16 protein-coding genes and 1 pseudogene are annotated in these 19,151 nt (G+C 30.2%); 11 read left to right on the top strand and 6 right to left on the bottom strand.

Annotation, left to right across the window (positions count from 1 at the left end):
- Positions 1-1,615 (bottom strand): annotated as a pseudogene (locus ACIQ66_RS10610) (translocation/assembly module TamB); the annotation flags it as partial.
- Between the two features lie 235 nt (positions 1,616-1,850).
- On the opposite strand from ACIQ66_RS10610, the gene tsaD reads away from it, so the two are divergent.
- From tsaD to ACIQ66_RS10585, 5 genes are all read left to right on the top strand, one after another.
- Positions 1,851-2,873 carry a tRNA (adenosine(37)-N6)-threonylcarbamoyltransferase complex transferase subunit TsaD gene (gene tsaD / locus ACIQ66_RS10605; protein ID WP_396212772.1) on the top strand — a complete coding sequence of 341 codons (1,023 nt, stop codon included), beginning with the start codon at positions 1,851-1,853 and terminating at the stop codon, positions 2,871-2,873.
- Positions 2,874-3,286: 413 nt separating this feature from the next.
- On the top strand, positions 3,287-3,991 hold the full coding sequence (locus ACIQ66_RS10600) for a 16S rRNA (uracil(1498)-N(3))-methyltransferase (protein WP_396212771.1): 705 nt from the start codon (positions 3,287-3,289) through the stop codon (positions 3,989-3,991).
- Positions 3,992-3,999: 8 nt separating this feature from the next.
- Complete coding sequence (locus tag ACIQ66_RS10595) at positions 4,000-4,638, top strand: DUF4159 domain-containing protein (protein ID WP_396212773.1); 639 nt, start codon at positions 4,000-4,002, stop codon at positions 4,636-4,638.
- An 8-nt stretch (positions 4,639-4,646) separates the two neighbouring features.
- Positions 4,647-5,822 (top strand): class I SAM-dependent methyltransferase, encoded by a 1,176-nt coding sequence (locus ACIQ66_RS10590; protein WP_396212770.1) that lies wholly within the window; start codon positions 4,647-4,649, stop codon positions 5,820-5,822.
- A gap of 8 nt (positions 5,823-5,830) precedes the next feature.
- Positions 5,831-6,403 (top strand): hypothetical protein, encoded by a 573-nt coding sequence (locus tag ACIQ66_RS10585; protein ID WP_396212769.1) that lies wholly within the window; start codon positions 5,831-5,833, stop codon positions 6,401-6,403.
- Here ACIQ66_RS10585 and ACIQ66_RS10580 read toward each other — a convergent pair.
- Positions 6,400-7,005 carry a M15 family metallopeptidase gene (locus ACIQ66_RS10580; protein ID WP_396212768.1) on the bottom strand — a complete coding sequence of 202 codons (606 nt, stop codon included), beginning with the start codon at positions 7,003-7,005 and terminating at the stop codon, positions 6,400-6,402. The two genes, ACIQ66_RS10585 and ACIQ66_RS10580, sit on opposite strands and share 4 nt — an antisense overlap.
- A gap of 261 nt (positions 7,006-7,266) precedes the next feature.
- Between ACIQ66_RS10580 and ACIQ66_RS10575 the strand changes: the two genes are divergently transcribed.
- Positions 7,267-8,559, top strand: a complete 1,293-nt coding sequence (locus tag ACIQ66_RS10575; protein ID WP_396212767.1) for a tyrosine-type recombinase/integrase — start codon at positions 7,267-7,269, stop codon at positions 8,557-8,559.
- 19 nt (positions 8,560-8,578) lie between these two features.
- On the opposite strand, the gene ACIQ66_RS10570 is transcribed toward ACIQ66_RS10575, so the two are convergent.
- Both ACIQ66_RS10570 and ACIQ66_RS10565 read right to left on the bottom strand, forming a co-directional pair.
- Entirely contained in the window at positions 8,579-8,869 is a 291-nt protein-coding gene (locus ACIQ66_RS10570; protein WP_396212766.1) for a helix-turn-helix domain-containing protein, read from the bottom strand.
- A 744-nt stretch (positions 8,870-9,613) separates the two neighbouring features.
- On the bottom strand, positions 9,614-10,168 hold the full coding sequence (locus tag ACIQ66_RS10565) for a hypothetical protein (protein ID WP_396212765.1): 555 nt from the start codon (positions 10,166-10,168) through the stop codon (positions 9,614-9,616).
- 352 nt (positions 10,169-10,520) lie between these two features.
- Between ACIQ66_RS10565 and ACIQ66_RS10560 the strand changes: the two genes are divergently transcribed.
- The 5 genes from ACIQ66_RS10560 to ACIQ66_RS10540 are packed head-to-tail and all read left to right on the top strand — an operon-like array spanning position 10,521 to position 17,852.
- Positions 10,521-13,073 (top strand): DEAD/DEAH box helicase family protein, encoded by a 2,553-nt coding sequence (locus tag ACIQ66_RS10560; protein ID WP_396212764.1) that lies wholly within the window; start codon positions 10,521-10,523, stop codon positions 13,071-13,073.
- A 3-nt stretch (positions 13,074-13,076) separates the two neighbouring features.
- On the top strand, positions 13,077-15,536 hold the full coding sequence (locus ACIQ66_RS10555) for an N-6 DNA methylase (protein ID WP_396212763.1): 2,460 nt from the start codon (positions 13,077-13,079) through the stop codon (positions 15,534-15,536).
- Positions 15,537-15,577: 41 nt separating this feature from the next.
- Positions 15,578-15,838: a hypothetical protein gene (locus tag ACIQ66_RS10550; RefSeq protein WP_396212762.1), complete on the top strand. Its 261-nt coding sequence runs from the start codon at positions 15,578-15,580 to the stop codon at positions 15,836-15,838.
- A gap of 22 nt (positions 15,839-15,860) precedes the next feature.
- Positions 15,861-17,111 (top strand): DUF6161 domain-containing protein, encoded by a 1,251-nt coding sequence (locus ACIQ66_RS10545; RefSeq protein ID WP_396212761.1) that lies wholly within the window; start codon positions 15,861-15,863, stop codon positions 17,109-17,111.
- Between the two features lie 3 nt (positions 17,112-17,114).
- Complete coding sequence (locus ACIQ66_RS10540) at positions 17,115-17,852, top strand: abortive infection family protein (protein ID WP_396212760.1); 738 nt, start codon at positions 17,115-17,117, stop codon at positions 17,850-17,852.
- Positions 17,853-17,864: 12 nt separating this feature from the next.
- On the opposite strand, the gene ACIQ66_RS10535 is transcribed toward ACIQ66_RS10540, so the two are convergent.
- Together ACIQ66_RS10535 and ACIQ66_RS10530 are read right to left on the bottom strand one after the other, a co-directional pair.
- Positions 17,865-18,317: a hypothetical protein gene (locus tag ACIQ66_RS10535; RefSeq protein WP_396212759.1), complete on the bottom strand. Its 453-nt coding sequence runs from the start codon at positions 18,315-18,317 to the stop codon at positions 17,865-17,867.
- A complete protein-coding gene (locus ACIQ66_RS10530; RefSeq protein WP_396212758.1) occupies positions 18,307-18,924 on the bottom strand; it encodes a recombinase family protein in 618 nt (205 codons plus the stop codon). The genes ACIQ66_RS10535 and ACIQ66_RS10530 overlap by 11 nt, the downstream gene beginning before the upstream one ends.
- Positions 18,925-19,151: the final 227 nt, after the last annotated feature.

Genomic DNA, 19,151 nt, shown 5'->3' with positions numbered 1-19,151 from the left:
CATCAAAGTAATAATTGTTTTTATTGTTTTGATAAGAGGTTTGGTTAACATAAATTGTTCCCTTCAAATTATCAAGATTTGTACCTGAAACTTTCATTGAAACATCGCCTTTGAAAATGGCTGTTGTATCTTTTACGAAATTCAATTTAATCAAATTGGCATAATCAACTTTGGTGTGAAAATCGTAAACCATATCATTCTTACCAAGAGTAACTAAACCATCAAAATCCAAGAATAAATTAGGGTCATTTATAAAAACTTTTCCTTTAAAAATAGGTTTTTTGAACGAACCATCTACTATAATTTTGGTATAATTATAATTGTTGTAATTAACTTTAAAAATAGCACCCGAAAATTTAGTGTCAAGGTATTTTTCGGTAAACCCTTTTCCGTCAACATCAACATCTAAACTGACTTTTCCAACATCTTTTCGGTTCAAAAAACTACCTATATTAAAATCTTCTAAAACAATATTTCCATTATATTTTGCATTGTCTATGTTATCAATATTAGACATTTCTAATTTTGATTTTACATTTCCTAAAACCGTTTTTAGGTGAAAATCAGCATCAATAGTTGTGGTAGTAATTTGGGCATCACCATCCAAATTAAATCTTCCTAATTTCTTGAGTGAACTTGGTAATTTTTTTCCTAAAACATTGGGTAAAGTTGCTATCAAATCATCATAACTTGAAACTACTTTATCAAAAGAACCTTTCATGTAAAATTCTTGCCCGTTCTTGCCAAAAAGGTTTCTAAAATTTACATCACCAATAATTTGAGAATTATTAGAATCTATCAAAATCATGTTTTTTGCAAAAAAATCATTCAGCGTTCCATTTAAATCAGCATTTAGATTGTATTTTCTATCTTTTCCAAGTTCTTTATAAAAATGTCTAATATCATTAGTTGATAACGACGCTATATCTAATTCAATATCAAAAAGAACTTTGTTGTTAAAGTCTGCAAAATCTTTTCTTTCATAACTCAAAGTAACCTTTCCTTTTACCAAAGATTCTTCGGTTGTCAAATCTAATTTATCAAGAATTATGTTTTTCTTGGTATAAGTAAATTTAGAAGAGAGATTTTTTACATCCAAACCTCGATGGTCCAAAAGCGACATTTTATCAATATTTAAGGAAACATCTGAACCATAAATTTTAAAATCACTCAAAGAAGCATTAAGATTTTTTATATCCAAATCTTTTGGGTTTTCTCTATTTTCATCTGTTAGAATAAATCTACCATTAGTTATATATGCGTTATTGGCTTTCATTAAAAACTTCTTAGTTGATGGTTTCCCAGTATCAAAAGAAGTAATAAAAATATCAAGATTGTTGTCTTTTTCACCTTTATAATTTTTCATGTTAAAAACCAAACCATTCAATCTTATGTCACCAAAAAACAAATCGGTATCAAGAAGCTTTTTTACATCTAATATATTAGTGTTTATAGTTTTAACAAAAATAAGTGTGTCTTTATGATGGTCGCGAATCATCACTTTTTTGAGTTTAACACCACCAAAAACGGTTATAGCAACTTCATCAACTTGAATATTTGTTTTGTAGTCGTTATTAATTCTTTCGGTAAGTTGTTTAGCAAAAAAGGTTTGCACTTTTGGCATTGTCAAAGCAATAGCAAAAAGCAATAAAAGCAACAAAAGTACCAATAGGGAACGTAGCAGTATTTTTCCGAATTTTTTTATAATGTATGCTTTTAAATTAATCTAAAAATTATTTAAGATTTTTTGAACAAATTAGCTTAAATAAAATATATACTTTTGTAAACGTTTGTAAAAATAATTTTTTTAGAACGAATTGTCAAATATAACTCAAAATTCGTGCCTTTTCATGCAAATTAAGTCAGTTTTTATTCTAGCTATCGAAAGTTCTTGTGATGATACAGCAGCGGCTGTTTTACAAAATGATAAAGTATTGTCTAATGTTGTAGCTAATCAGGTAATTCATCAACAATATGGTGGTGTTATTCCGGAGCTTGCATCTAGGGCACATCAACAAAATATTGTTCCAGTAATAGATGTAGCATTAAAAAAAGCGGGTGTAAAAAAAGAACAGTTAAATGCAATTGCTTTTACGCAAGGTCCAGGATTAATGGGTTCGTTGCTTGTTGGTAGTTCATTCGCAAAATCATTGGCAATGTCTTTACAAATTCCGTTAATTGCTGTAAATCATATGCATGCCCATATTTTAGCACATTATATTGACGAAGAAGGTTATGATAAACCAACTTTTCCTTTTTTAGCATTAACAATTTCTGGCGGTCATACACAAATTGTAAAAGTGAATGCTTTCTTTGATTTGGAAATAATTGGAGAAACTACCGATGATGCTGTTGGTGAAGCGTTTGATAAAAGTGCCAAAATACTAGGTCTTCCCTATCCTGGTGGTCCATTAATTGACAAATATGCACAATTGGGTAATCCAAAAGCTTTTAGTTTCACCAAACCTAAAATTCCAAATTTAGATTTTAGTTTTTCTGGTTTGAAAACCCAAATTTTGTATTTTATTCAAAAGAAAGTGGCTGAAAACCCAAGTTTTATTGATGAAAATTTGAATGATATTTGTGCCTCGATACAAAATATTATTATTGAGATTTTGATGGATAAATTGAAATCGGCAGTAGTTGCAACAGGAATAAATAGTATTGCAATTGGTGGCGGCGTTTCTGCCAATTCAGGAATAAGAAAAACATTAAAAGAAGCTGAAGCAAAATATGGATGGAAAACATTTGTACCAAAATTTGAATATACAACCGACAATGCAGCTATGATAGGAATTGTAGGTTATCAAAAATACCTTTCGGAACATTTTGAAACACAAAACGTAATTTCTAAAGCTAGAATCGAATTTTAGTTTACTATTTAATAATTAAACTACTGCTTTTAGAATATACAACTGCAAATGTTTTTTTATATGCAATTAACAATCAGATATTTGCACAATCAGTTTATAATCGTATTTTTGTAATAACTTTCGAAACATATATTAGAACTCAAAAAGTAAATTTTGTTGCATTAAATAATACATAACAAAAATACAATTTATAGTCTTATTGATGAAAACTTGAATTTTACCATAGAGATTCAATTTAACCATATTAACGAAAATAAAAATGATTATCTTGAAGTTAAATTGATAAAATCGATTGTATTTTTAACATAAAAAGTTTTATTAGAAGAGTAAATTCTTCTATAAAAAATCACAATTATTCATTTGAACATCTTGAAATAAAAAAAAGATAAATAGAATTATATACTCCAAAAAAAATGCAATTATTTTACGATGCTACCATCAATGAAAATTTGAGTTCTTTTATTTTTGATAAAGAAGAAAGTAAACATATTATCAAAGTTCTACGCAAAAAAGAAAGCGATATTCTATTTGTTACTAATGGTTTAGGTTATTTATTCAAAACCGAAATAACATTGGCATCTGATTCTAAATGTACTGTTAGGATTATAACATTTGAAAAAGCGGATAAAAAAAATTATCAACTGCATTTAGCAGTTGCTCCTACCAAAATGAACGACCGATATGAGTGGTTTCTTGAAAAAGCAACCGAAATTGGCGTTAGCGAAATCACACCAATTATTTGTGATCATTCCGAAAGAAAAGTAGTCAAAACCGATAGATTTGATAAAATTATTCTTGCTGCTATGAAGCAATCCAACCAATTGTATTTACCCAAATTAAACGAACCGATTGCTTTAAAAGATTTCTTAAAAAAAGAGTTTAATTGCACAAAATATATTGCTCATTGCGAAGAAACTTCTAAAAAAACATTGAAAGAATCTGTAAAGCCATCGACTGATATACTAATGCTTATTGGTCCTGAAGGTGATTTTTCTGAAAAAGAAATTAAATTGGCTTTAGAGAATAATTATATTCCTGTATCTTTGGGCAACTCAAGATTACGAACAGAAACAGCAGCAATTGTGGCTTGTCATAGCGTTGCCTTTACAAATGAATAAAACAAATGATGAGATTTTTTTTAGTATTCTATTTTCTTATTATAAACCTTTCTTTTGCTCAAGAAATTGCCTTATTAAAATACAATGGCGGCGGCGATTGGTATGCAAATCCGACTTCGCTTCCTAACTTGATTAAATATTGCAATCAAAATATTAATACAAAAATAAAAACAAAGCCTTCAACAGTTGAACCCAGTAGTCCAGACTTGTTTTCGTATCCTTTTGTTCACATGACAGGTCACGGAAATGTCGTTTTTAGTGATTCTGATACAAAAAATCTTAGAAATTATATGGTTTCTGGTGGTTTTTTACACATTGATGATAATTACGGAATGGATGAATTTGTTAGAAAAGAAATCAAAAAAATATTTCCTAATAATGATTTGATTGAAATTCCAGCAAATCATGCCATTTTTCAAAAACCTAACACTTTTTCTGGTGGAATTCCAAAAATTCATGAACACGATGGCAAACGACCACAGGCATTTGGTGTTTTTATAGAATCTAGATTGGTTTTACTTTATACTTATGAAACCGATTTGGGAGATGGTTGGGAAGATCCTGAAGTACACAACAATCCAATAGAAGTGAGAACAAAAGCCTTGAAAATGGGTGCAAATATTATAAATTATATTTTTAACAATTAATTTTTGTTTTGAATAATTTATTATTAAATACAGAAATTCAGCAATTTATTGAAGATAATCTACAAACTTCAGTTGTCAAATTAGCTTTACAAAAAAATCCATTTCCAGAAGTAAATTGGATTGAAATCATAAATCAAATAAGTTGCAAATCAAAAGCTAAAGACAAACTTCCAACATTTTTTTTCAAAAAAAACATTCTTTATCCAAGCAAAATTTCGTTAGAACAAACTTCATCAGAACAAACAGCTAAATATAAATCGCAATTGGTTTCTGGTAAAAATTTGATTGATTTAACGGGTGGATTTGGTGTTGATGATTATTTTTTCTCCAAAAAAGTTGATAAAATTGTTCACTGCGAACTAAATGAAGAACTTTCTCAAATTGTAAAACATAATTTCGAACAATTAAATGTGAAAAATTCAGATTTCTATTCTGGTGATAGTTATGAAGTTTTACAAAATTTGAATCAAAAATTCGATTGGATTTATATTGATCCTTCAAGAAGAAATGATGCCAAAGGAAAAGTTTTCATGTTAAAAGATTGTTTACCAAATGTTCCTGATTTAATAGATATTTATTTGGAATATTCAAACAATATTTTGTTAAAAACGGCACCCATTTTAGACATTTCCGCAGGATTATCTGAATTAAAAAATGTAAAAGAAATTCACATTATAGCTATAGAAAATGAAGTAAAAGAATTACTTTGGGTTATTGAAAAAAACTACTCAAACGATATTAAAATCAAAACCTTTAACAGTAACAAAAATACAATTGAAAGATTTGATTTTCAATATGATTCAGGCTTTTATTCAAGTATTAGTTTACCACAAAAATATCTATACGAACCAAACAATGCTATCATGAAATCTGGAGGTTTTAATACAATTTGCGATATTTTTCCAGTTGAAAAATTACACCAACATTCACATCTTTATACTTCAAATGCTATAATTGAATTTCCTGGCAGAATTTTTGAGATTGAAAATTGCTTTTCATATTCTAAAATTGATATGAAAACCTTTTTAGAAAACACAAAAGCAAATGTTACAACAAGAAATTTTCCTGAAACTGTTGAAGCAATTCGAAAAAAATGGAAAATAAAAGAAGGTGGAAATCGCTATTGTTTTTTTACAACCGATTTAAATAACAGTAAAATAGTTTTACTTTGCAAAAAAATATAATTTACAACATGAGATCAAAAATAGTCCTATTCTTTATATTTGCTACTACCACTCTTTTAGCCCAAAAACCTTGCGAATTTACAACAGACGTTAAAGATTCTATTGGAACTTATAAATCAACAAAAGAATATTTAGTTTATGAAAAAAACTTTGGAGGAAAAGCAAGTTATATTTTCAATTCTCTAACTATAACTGATGGTGTTCCGTCTTTAAATGTTCAATTTATCGAAAAAAGTTACGATTTTATTAAAGCAAAATGTTTTGATAAAACTTCAAGGTTATACATTCAGCTCAATAATGGAAAAATTGTTACTCTTATTCATGCCGAACAAGATAATTGCGGCAATATGATTCGTGACGATAAGAAATTAAATAACAGAATCTTAACAGGATATTTTTTGTTTAGAAAAGATGATTTTCAAGCCTTGAAAGAATCTGGAATATCCTATATAAGAATCAAATTTTCAGCTGATACAGAAGATTATATTATGAAAAAAGAATTCACTTCCGAATTAGATTCTAAAATATACAAGCCGGAAAGTTATTTTCTAGATTATTTTCATTGTATCGAAGAAAACTAATCGCATTTCCATTTAAAATTTGAAAGTGGATCTTTTTTAGAATCATTCAAATTGTAATGCCACCATTCACTTTCAAAAAGTTGAAAATTGGATTTTATCATGATTTTCCGCAAAATTTTTCTGTTTTTTTTCTGAATTTTAGTTAAATTTTCATAAAAATGAGCAGCTTCTACTCCGAAATGATCAAATGTCGTTCCCATATCTAATTCATTTCCATCACTATCAACTAGTGTAATATCAACTGCTCCACCACGATTGTGAATAGAACCTTTCTCAGGATTAGCCACATATATTGGATTGGAAACAATTTTCCACATTTTCTTTTGAATATCTAGAGGTCGATAACAGTCAAACAACTTAATTCGATATCCTTTTTCAATAAACTTTTTATTAGCTGCAATCAATGAGATAATAGTTTTTAATCTCAAATAACATTCTCCACAATCATAAACCTTTTCTTTTAAAAAATTTGAATGTGAGGCATATTTCATATCATAAACAAATTCGGAACTATAATCTTTAAGATTTACAAAAGTAGTGTCCGTTTGAGAATATAAAAATGAAGAAACGTAAAAACAAATAAAAAAAAAGATATTTTTCATGATTTATTGTTTTAAACAAAAAAACTCGTTGAAAATCAACGAGTTTTTTTAGTGATCCCAGAAGGATAGAACTTCTGTCGTTTTATTTCCACTTCTGTCTATTGTATGACGTCTTTTTATATTAATCAAAGCATTAACCATTAAATTGAGTTGACAATAATTGCCATTTGGGTCAATAATGGACTCATTTTGGGACTCATTTTTGGGGCACATTTTATGCTTGGTGTAAATTTATATAATTAATTTCAAATATAAAGTAAGATGAGCACAAAATTCTATGTCAGAGAAACAAAACAAAAAAAAACAATCTATTTTGAGTACCGAAATGAAAAAATTCGTTTTAGAAGCAGTACATTTTTCAAAGTTAGAAACATCAAAGAATGGGAAAATCAAAAATGCAAACTAAAAGTCCCAAGTCAGCCAAACGCACAAGAAATAAATGAGAAACTTGAAACTATTCAAAATGGATTTCAAAGACATCTGATTGAAAATAATAACTTCCATAGCATTACTAACGAAGAGTGTAGAGTTGTTTATGATTCAATCATAAATGAATTACTTGGTAGAAAAAAAACAGTAATACAAGAAAAAGAAAAAGAGGAAGTTGTTAAATATGATGTAACAAGTTATTTTAAATTTTATATAGAAACATTTACTAAAGTACCTGCAGAATCGACTAAGAAGTTAATTAAAATAGATTCTATGAAAAGTTATGAAAGTACAAAAAAAGTGTTAGAGAAATATGTTAAATTTAAAGGTCTTACAAAACTTAACTTTGAAGATGTTATTAGAACGTTTTATTATGACTTTTTAGAGTATCTGTATGACAAAAATTACAGTACAAATTATATTGGTACTATCATAAAAAATTTAAAAACAATTATGAAATCTTCCTTTGAATTTGACCATCATTCAAACGTAGAATTCAAAAAATCATATTTCTCCAAAATTAAAGAAGAAATAAACCATCCATACTTAAATTTAAAAGAACTTGATAAAATTTTAAATTTAAAATTAGATGATAATAGAGATGATATTGTGCGAGATATTTTTATTATTCAATGTAATTCGGGATTAAGGATTGAAGACCTATTAGAATTTTTAAAAAATCCTCATTATTCTGAATTGCAAAAGGGAAAAAGATTATTGAAAAAAGAAACAAATAAAACAGGTGTTGAAATTTTTGCTCCATTAAATAAATACATTAAACTTATACTTGAAAAAAGAGACGGAAAACTACCTCCAAGTTTAAATAGTGTAGAAATAAATAAAAGAATTAAGGAAATTTGTAGAAAGGCAAAGATAACAGGTTCTTACACTTTAAAAAGAACCGAAGGAAGAATAAAAAAATCTTATACAAAGCCAAAATGTGAATTTATTTCCACTCATACTGCAAGAAGGAGTTTTTGTACAAATGCTTATTTGCAAAAAGTTCCTCCCCATTTGATTATGTTGGTTTCAGGTCATAAATCAGTAGAGAGTCTAATGATATATATTAAAGTTAGTTTAGAGGAAAAAGCACAAGAACTATTAGAATATGATTTTTTTAATTAACAGATTTAAAAAGGGCTTTTTAAGCCCTTTTTACATTTAAAAGAACCAAACTATTCAGCAAGTCTTCTTTCTTGTAATAACGCCTATTACCAATGCCGTAACTATCAATTTTTCCTTTATTAGTCCAATGCCAAAGCGTTGTGCTGTCGATTTTAAAAAATTCGCAAGTTTCTTTTCTTGTCATCAGAATTTCTGAATCTTTTTCTTGAAATTGTTTTTTGACTTCTAAAAGTTCTTCTCGAATAACCTCTCTGATTGTTTGTTTCAATTCGTCAGGTGTAATGCTGTGAAGTAGTATTTGTTTTTCCATATTTGAATAAGTTTGAAAAAGATAATTAAAAATTAAAAAATTTGAAAATAATCTCTTGGTTTTGACCTAAATCAGTCTGATTTTTGTTGATGATTAAAAATTTTGTTGAAATCTTCGTGGAACTTTGTGTCTTTGATAATCAATGTTTTAGCCATTTTTTTGGAACTTTGACCTTTTTTGACGAAATCTTCGTGGAACTTTGTGTCCCTGAAAATCAAGGTGTTAAACTTTTTTTTGGAACTTTCTAGCATTGGCGGGGGTTGGAACTTTGTGCCCCTGATAATCAATGTTTTAGGTCTTTTTTTGGAACTTTGCCCTGATAGCAGGGGCTTAGAGAGGTTTACAAAAGTTGGGGAGAACAGGAACGGGATAATGAACTTCCATCCTTACAGCACCAAATTAAAAGAATCCAATATTGAGGGTTGTAGATGCTTAGAGAGCGAATATGGCAGCCCTTCGGTCTTTAGCCTAAATCTCTAAAACATCTTAAAAAAACCTCTTAAACCGCCTTATTTTGTTTTTTAATGGCGAATCGCTGAACAATTTCTTAGGTGATATTTTATTTGAAGAATTTATGAAATTGCACTCGCTCAAAAAGTTTTTCTCGAATAGCCTCTTAGATTGTTCGTTTCAATTCGTTGGTTTGAGTGCGGTAAATTAGTTTCTTTTTGCCCATATTACTAACTATTTAAAATAAAAAAATCAGGCTTAATAGCCTGATTTAAGAAGTTATAAGTTATCTACCTAATCCTTTAATTTCAAGGCGGTTTTTACTTCGTCGTAATTATTCCAATTTGTGTTGGGGTTTGCCATTCTATTTGAAGCGGTAATAATCACAACTCTAAAAGTTTGTGCGGCAGGATTGTTAATAGCATTTCCGCTATTACTAACGCAAAAGATATTGATGCCTCCAAGAAAAATACCTTGATTCCAAGACTCATTATTATAAGAGTAAGGCAAAGGATTCCAAATACCACCCTGAAACTTTTTAAAAACACTAACAATTCCTCTATCATATACGGCTTGTGTTATTTCTGGTATTTGCAGGGTTGTACTCCAAAAAGTTTGTGATGGACTTGTAGGAGTCCACGAAGCGGGTGTAGTTGTTACGTCAGCTAAGCCTATAACATTTGCATTACCATTAGTACCATTAGTTCCGTTAGTTCCATTAGTTCCATTAGTGCCATTAGCTCCTGCTGCTCCTGTTGCACCCGTTGCTCCTGTAGCTCCATCTTCAGAACATCCAAAGACTAACATCGCAATACTTAATATTGCCATTTTTTTTAATAAATTTTTCATAATAAATTAGTTTTCCTCCGCCCAAAGAGAATTTAAAGTTTTGGTTAAAACTAAAAGCGTAGGACAATTGCATTATACCTGTCTTGTAAGTCCGACTAAAGTACTTGGAACAAAGTATATACAAAGCCTACGCCTCGACGGAGGCGACTCACAATACTTCCTTGTTCCTTTTGAATAATTAGTCGGTTATACAAGACAAGAAATATAGCAAAACGCTATTAGTTACGATATTTTATTATTACAAATATATAATAATTTTTATTGGATGTAATATTAATCCTTATTAAGAATAATTTTTACAATAAAAATGCAAATTTTCCCTAAATTGCAAAAGATTTATTAAACAAAATTTATGTCAAACGATTTAGAAGCAAAAGCACGGATTAAAATAAACAAATTGCTTGAAGAAGCAGGTTGGAGGTTTTTTGATTCCGATGATGGTAAAGCCAACATATCATTAGAAAGCAATGTTAAGTTTGATGATTTAGGAGAGAACTTTGAAAAAGCAAAAGGCGGTCTTATTGACTTTCTTTTGTTAGATGACAAGAATAATCCATTGGTAGTATTAGAGGCTAAAAAAGAATCTATTGAGCCTCTATCTGCAAAAGAACAAGCAAGAAGATACGCAATTGCAAATAAGGTCAAATTTATCATTCTATCGAATGGTAACATCCATTACTTATGGAACATTGAACAGGGCAATCCTGAAATAATTACAACCTTTCCGACACAGGCATCTTTACAATCGTATTCTACATACGAACCTATAACAGAAAAACTATATACGGAGGTAATTAACGACGATTACATTGCGCTTACACAATTACCCAACTATGCCGAATTTCCTGAGTATCAAAATGAAGCCACACGACCTGAATTTATTAAAAATCAAAAGATTCGTTTTTTAAGATACTACCAAGTTGATGCCTTAAAAAGTATTCAAGCGAAAATTAAAGAAGGTAAAAAACGCTTCTTACTTGAAATGGCGACAGGTGTTGGAAAGACCCTTACTGCCGCTGCTGTTGTGAAGTTATTTTACAGAACAGGAAACGCAAGAAGAATACTGTTTTTAGTTGACCGACTTGAACTTGAGGAACAAGCGAGAAAAGATTTTAATACTTATTTAAAAAACGATTTAACCGCTGTTGTCTATAAAGAAAATAAAAGTGATTGGAGAAAAGCAGAAATTGTTGTTACCACTATCCAATCATTATTAGTCAACAATAAGTACCGTAGCCACTTTTCTCCAACCGATTTTGATTTAGTTGTGGGTGACGAAATTCATCGCTTGGTAGGAGGCGGAAATAGCCGTTCACTTTTTGAATATTTCTTAGGTTACAAGTTGGGACTAACTGCTACGCCAAAAGATTACCTGAAGAATATAGACGTAGAGAATTTTGACGACCCAAGAGAATTAGAAAAAAGAGTGCTATTAGACACCTATTCTACTTTTGGTTGTGAAAGTGGAATACCAACCTATCGTTATACACTTGCTCAAGGTGCAAAAGATAAAATACTTGTTCAACCCACCGTAATTGACGCAAGAACTGACGTAACTACTAAACTACTTTCGGATGAAGGCTATTCAGCACTTGTAACAAGTATTAGCGAATCAGGCGAAGAAGTTACCGAAGAGGTTCAATACAAACAATCCCAATTTGAGAAAAAGTTTTTTTCTGATGAGACAAATGCTTTGTTTGCTAAAACATTTATTGATAACGGTGCGCTTGACCCAATTACAGGAGAATTTGGTAAAAGTTTAGTTTTTGCTGTTAGCCAAAAACACGCTTCTAAATTGGTGCAATTGATTAATATTTATGCCGATAAAAAATGGGCAAGAAAATATAAAAGTGATTTTGCTGTACAGGTAACTTCCAATGTAATGAGCAGTCAGCAAATGACAGTTGACTTTAGTAATGATAAGTTATTAGGATATAGCCAATTCCGAAAGGACGATGATATTCTGATGGATTATAAAACGAGTAAAGCAAGAGTTTGTGTTACTGTTGGAATGATGCTGACAGGATGGGATTGCCCTAACATTCTTAATCTTGCCATAATGCGCCCTATTTTCTCTCCTACGGAGTTTATTCAGTTAAAAGGTAGAGGAACAAGAATCCACACATTTGAGCATAAATACAATGACGGATTTGAAATTCAGGAACTTTCTGTAAAAAAGACTACTTTCAAATTATTTGATTTCTTTGCTGTATGTGAGTATTTTGAAGAAAAATACAATTACGACCAAGTACTTAACTTGCCAAGTTTAAAACCAATAGAGGGTGGCGTTCCTCCAATAGTAGTTACCAAGCCTAAAAGAGACGGTTTTGAATACACAAACGAAGATATAATTTTACAGTTTAATGAAACAATTATCGGACTTGATGGAATGAAGGTGGATAATATGTTTTTTAAGCAATTTGAAGAAGAAATTCAACAAGATGTTGATATTAAACGTGCAATGGCGGAAGGCAATTTAGATACCGCTTCTTACTTAACACTTGAAAAATATTTGAAACAAGAGGGAAGCAACTACACCGTTGACAAACTTCGTAGAGCCTTAAAAATTGATAGAAAAATCTCCATTAAAGAAATTTTGGATATGATTTTTAACGGTAACGAAATCAAAAGCAAAGACGTTTTACTTCAAGAGGAATTTGAGAAGTTTATTTCAACTATAGACGTTGCTGAAGTTTCTGATATACAAGCATTACGTTATTTCTTTGTGGCATACTTGACTGACCCTGAATTGAGAAAGGTAATAGACACCAAAGATTATACTGCACTAAATACTATTTCTACTTTGAGTAAAGACGATTTTATTCGGGTAGAACCTAAAATGAGAGATTTTATTCCAAATTATATTAAAACTTACGTCCCAATGGACAAATTTATAGCCGCCTAAATTATGTTAGACAATATTACAAAAAAGAACATTGACAATTGTAGAGACGTATTAGTAGGTAAAGTACCCGACCCTAAAAGCCAAATTGAACAAATTACTCTTGCACTCATCTATAAATTTATGGATGATATGGACAAGGAATCCATTGATTTAGGTGGTATGCCTAAATTCTTTACAGGCGATTATGAAAAATTTGGTTGGAGAAAATTATTTGACCCATCATTAGGTGGAAAAGAAGTGCTTGACTTGTATAGTGAAGCATTAGATGTGTTACAAACCAATGCTAATTTACCTGAATTATTTCGTAATATTTTCAAGAACGCCTATCTTCCATATAGAGACCCATCCACTTTAAAGATGTTCTTAAAATACATCAATGAGTTTGAGTACAGCCATAGTGAAAAATTAGGAGATGCTTTTGAATACTTGTTGAGTGTTATGGGTAGTCAAGGCGATGCGGGACAGTTTAGAACTCCAAGACACGTTATTGATTTTATTGCTGCTTGTTTGAATCCGCAGAAACACGAAACAGTGGCAGACCCCGCTTGTGGAACGGCAGGGTTTTTATTAAGTGCCTACAAACATATTTTACAAAACAACACCGACAAGCGTTTAGGTGATAAACTAACACCTGACGACCGTAAAAAATTAGCCGAAAATTTCTATGGTTATGACATTAGTCCTGATATGGTGCGGTTGAGTCTGGTAAATATGTACTTGCACGGATTTACAACCCCAAAAATATTTGAATACGACACTTTAAGCAGTGAGGACAGATGGAACGAAACCTTTGATGTGATATTGGCAAACCCACCCTTTATGACACCTAAAGGAGGCATTAGACCCCATAAAAAGTTTGGTGTACAAGCCAATAAAGCGGAAGTTTTATTTACAGATTACATTGCTGAACACCTAACTAAAAATGGTCGTGCAGGTATTGTTGTACCTAACGGAATTGTAGCCACTACGCAAACGGCTTACAAGCAATTGCGTAAGATGTTAGTGGACGATAGTTTAATTGCCGTAGTTTCTTTACCTGCGGGTTGTTTTAACCCATATAGCGGAGTTAAAACAAGCATATTGATGTTGGACAAACAATTAGCCAAGAAAAGCAACCACGTGCTTTTTATTAAAGTAAGCAACGATGGTTACGATTTAGGAGCACAACGAAGAGAACACGACAAAAACGATTTACCTTTAGCATTAGAAGCCTTTAACGCCTACAAAGAAAGTATTAATTCGGGTAAAGCTTTTGATTTAGAGAAGTACAGTAGTATTTGTGCTTTGGTTGAAAAAGAAAAAATTGTTGGCAATAAGGATATTGTTTTAAGTGGTGATAGATATTTAGAAAGAGTAGGTTTTTATACAAATTTTGAAAGAGTTAAACTTGTAGAAGTTTTGGATTATGAGCAACCTACTAAGTACATTGTTGAATCTGAAAATTATGATAATAATTTTAAAACCCCTGTACTAACAGCAGGAAAATCATTTGTTCTTGGATATACAAATGAGGAACAAGGAATATTTGATAATTTACCTGTTATTATTTTTGATGATTTTACAACATCAACTAAATATGTAGATTTTCCTTTCAAAGTAAAATCCTCTGCAATGAAGATTTTAAAAGAAAAAAAGGAATTAGCAAATATTAAATATTTGTACTATTTAATTCAGCAAATTGAATTTAATGCATCAGAACACAAACGATATTGGATTTCACAATATTCACAATTAGAAATTCCACTCCCACCAATTGAAATACAAGAGCAAATAGTAAAAGAAATTGAGGGTTATCAAAAAATTATTGATGGTGCAAAAATGGTGGTTGATAATTATAAACCAACTATAAAAATCAATCCAGAATGGGAAATGGTAGAGTTGGGAGAATTTGTTCAATTTACCCAAACAGGATTAGTCAGAAATAAGGGTGAACAAAATGAGAGTTATACTTATCCATACCTAAAAATGGACACTATAACTTATGATGGTCAACTGATTTTAAATAAACTAGTTTTTGTAAATGCAACAGAAGAAGAATTTGAAAAATATTGCTTAAAGAAAGATGATTTTTTATATAATACACGAAATACCCCTGATTTAGTTGGAAAATCAACAGTTTTTAATGCTGAAAACAACAAGTACCTATTCAATAATAACATTATGCGTGTAAGATTTAACCAACGATTAAATCCTTATTTCGCTAATTTTATTTTAAATATGCCCGAATGGAAAATAGAGTTAAGGAAATTTGTTGACGCTACAACGAGTGTTGCTGCTATATATCCAAAAAACTATTTTAGTGTAAAAATACCCATTCCATCAATTGAAGAACAGTCTAATATCGTTAATTTTATAGAACAAGAACAACAATTAGTAGCTGCCAACAAACAACTTATTTCAATTTTTGAGCAAAAGATAAAAGATAAAATAAATGAGGTTTGGGGCGTTAAGGAGGAGGTTTAATTACAAGAGTAATCATATTAATAATAAATAAAACAATAGTTATGGCAAGAATTTTTATCAATTTAAACGAAAACGAAGTTGTAGGAGGATGGTCTGCAAATATTTCTACAGCAATTACTCCTAAAGGTGCTAAATCATCTGTTGCAATAGGAGAAAGTGAAATTTATAACACCAAAGCACAGGCTTGGGCAACTATTCAACAAAGAGCATCACAGTTAAATTATACTGATGATGAAGTGTCTTTTAATAGCCAACCTGTAAATTCTTACAATGATGTAGTTGCTCTCGAGGCTGCATTATAGCTTTAATTAATAATTTTAAGAAATGACAAATTCAGAATTCAACAAAAAAATTCTAGAGGCAAATGATATTGATTGGTTCAAAAATGTTGAAGAAACCTTTAACTTTCCTTATATAAATGTTTCAATAAAACAAAAAGGTATTTCTGCAATTTATAAGTTTTTAAACCAACAAATTGAGGGTTGGGATAAAACTGAAAATCTGCCTACTGAATTTGAGAATTCAAAAAATTATTTTTTAAGATTAAAACAACAAATTTTAGATTTTGTAAATTCTTATATCCAAAGCGAAGAATCAACTTTACAAGGTAATTGGAGAACTATTATCAATAGTATAAATAATGTGGGCAGTTTCCCTTTTGTGTTCAATTGTCCTGAAACAGAATTTTTATTAAAAATTAATACTGAAACACCACAATATTTTTCAGCGGCTTATAACTTCATTACAAATGGAAATTCTTTAAATTCCAACGGTCGTGATAATCTAATTGGTTATATACTTGCTTACGAATTTAAGCAAAAAGATAAGTCCGATTTAACAGAGAGGCGTAACGCGGAAAAACTATCATTATCCAAAATCCGAAGCGAATTTCATAAATATCTTTCTGAATCAGAACAAGAATTAATTACTCATTTAAAAAACACAAATGAAGATTTTGAAGAGCATATAAAGCAGATAGATGAGTTAAAAATTGGTAAAGAAGAACTAATATCTAAATGGTTTGATGAAACAAAAAGTGTGTATGAAAAATTAATTTACGACAGTAATGTAACAATAAAAGACCTTGAATCAACTTATAAAGAAAAGCTCAAACTCGAAGAACCTGCTATATATTGGAGTGATAGAGCAAAAACATTAAGAAATCAAGGTTGGTGGGCATTAGGTGTAATGATTGCTTTAATTTTTATTGCGGCTTGGTCATTAAGTGAAATATTATGGAAAGCTCCTGAACAAATATATTCATCTTGGTTCGGAGATGATAAAAGTGCCGCAATTCGTTGGTCAATAGTTTATATTACACTATTATCTTTAATAGCCTTTTGTATCAAAGCGGTTTCAAAAGTTATGTTTAGTTCATTCCATTTAGCAAGAGATTGTGAAGAAAGACATACTCTAACTTATTTTTATTTAGCATTACTAAAAGATTCTAATGTTACAGATTCAGATAGACAATTAATAATGCAATCATTATTTAGTAGAGCAGAAACGGGTCTTTTAAAAGATGATTCATCCCCTGCAATGCCAAGTGATATTACTAAATTTATGCAACGTTAAAATATGAGCGAACTTCAAATAAGTGTTGAGGCTTTTCAGAATTTATTAATTGATGTAGCCACTAATCAAAACAGAGATAATGATACATACATACAACTCCGAAAAGGAATAATTAGCAATGAAGAGATTAAATCTTTTCTACCTGATTTTGTATTTACAGCAAGGACAGTTGAGCAATTTTGGCAATATATAAAACTCAAGTTTTCTACCTACCCTGAAAGAAGAGAATTTATATGGAATGAGTTCTCAAAAGTTTTAAATTATTTAGAAATAGCCCAAAATGATTTAGTTAACGAAAGTGTTTCTTCAACACTTGTAAAGTTCAATCAAGACTATATTAATTCGGAGTGGAGAAAAGCAATGGAGCGAAAAAGCACTGACCCCGAAGCAGCAATAACTACAGCAAGAACTTTAATAGAAACAACTTGTAAATTCATACTTGATGATTTAAAAGTTGAATATGAAGATGATTTGGAACTTCCCAAGTTATATAAAATAACTTCCGAAAAACTTAATCTTGCTCCTGACCAACACACAGAGCAAATATTCAAGCAAATTTTAAGTGGATGTCAAACAGTAATAAACGGACTTGGAGCATTGCGAAATAAATTAAGCGATTCACACGGTAAAAAGACAATTAGTGTTAAACCCCTTTCAAGACACGCTGAATTGGCAGTTAATTTGGCAGGGACAATGACCATTTTTTTATTAGAAACGTACGAACAAAAAACAACCAAATAATAGTTCGATTATTTATTGCTTATAATTTTTAACAAATTTTTCTTTGCGGTAAAATTCGCTATATAAATAACCTGAAAAGGTTGAGTTTTTTTTGCTTTTTATTTCGTAATAAACATTTCCAATTAAATCATCATTTACAGGTGTAAACTTAATAATCGTATCTTTTCCATCATACCCTATAGCATCTGAAACTACAGGCTTATTGAAAAACGAGTCCATTACAGTAATTTCTTGATTTAGTAAGTAGGAGGCTTTTAATTGAGTAATTACCAAATCCTCTTCAGGATGTGATGGATTTATTGACGTCCCCGAAACATACAATGAATTTGAGTTGATGGCTTGTATTACTAAATACTTATCATTTGTCTCTTCCTGAATGACCACATAATAGTATCGTTGGTTGGCAGGTTTTTTTAAACTACATCTTTCACAGAGTATTTGCCCTAATTTGAATTTAATTTTCATTGTTTACTAACTTATAAGTTTTTTTAATTTTAGATAAAGTGTTTGGATGCAGTTTTGCTATTACGGCAATTTCAGAATGTTTGTATCCTTTTTCTATTAAGTCAATTGCTTTTTTAACTTTTGGTTTGTTTAGAAAATCTAAATTTGAAAGTGTACTTCCTTTTGCACGACCTTTGTATATTCCTTTTGCCTTTGCTATTGCAATACCTTCTAACTGTCGCTCTCGTATTTGGTTTCGTTCCATCTCTGCTACAACACCAAGTATTGAAATAATCATTTTAGAAATCGGATTCTCTTTATTATTGTCATCTAAAGTTCGTAAACCTTGCTGAATGAATTGAATACAAATCCCCTTTTGATTAAAGAAACTTATAGAGTTAAGAACATCCAACAAGTCCCTACCCAATCTATCGATGGAATGAACCGAGATTTTGGTTACTTCATTTTTGGAGACCATTTTTGCAATTCGTTTGCCACCATCACGTTCAAAAAAAGGTGTAGCACCTGAACATTTATCTTCAATGACATAATCAAAATCTTTGGCATTTTTTACTTGTCGGTCATTCTTTTGTTCAATTGTTGAAATTCTTGTGTAAAGTATGTTCATTTTATCACATTTATAGGTTTGGGTATATAGACACCCTATTATTGTTTGAAATTGACTGTTTTAGTTGTTGAAAAGGTTCTTGGCAACATAATTATCTAATCACAATTTTGGGTGTACTCTATTATTATCGTTTTAATGTAGCATTTAGATTTTTTAAATTGTGTACAGTATAATTAACTGTTTTAAAAATAAAACCTAATGCAAACAATCCGAGAACACCGCCTACT

This window comes from Flavobacterium sp. (genome assembly GCF_044377315.1).
Classification (GTDB): domain Bacteria; phylum Bacteroidota; class Bacteroidia; order Flavobacteriales; family Flavobacteriaceae; genus Flavobacterium.
The sequence above is the reverse complement of the archived record's forward strand: the minus strand, read 5'-3'. Positions and strand labels throughout refer to the sequence as shown.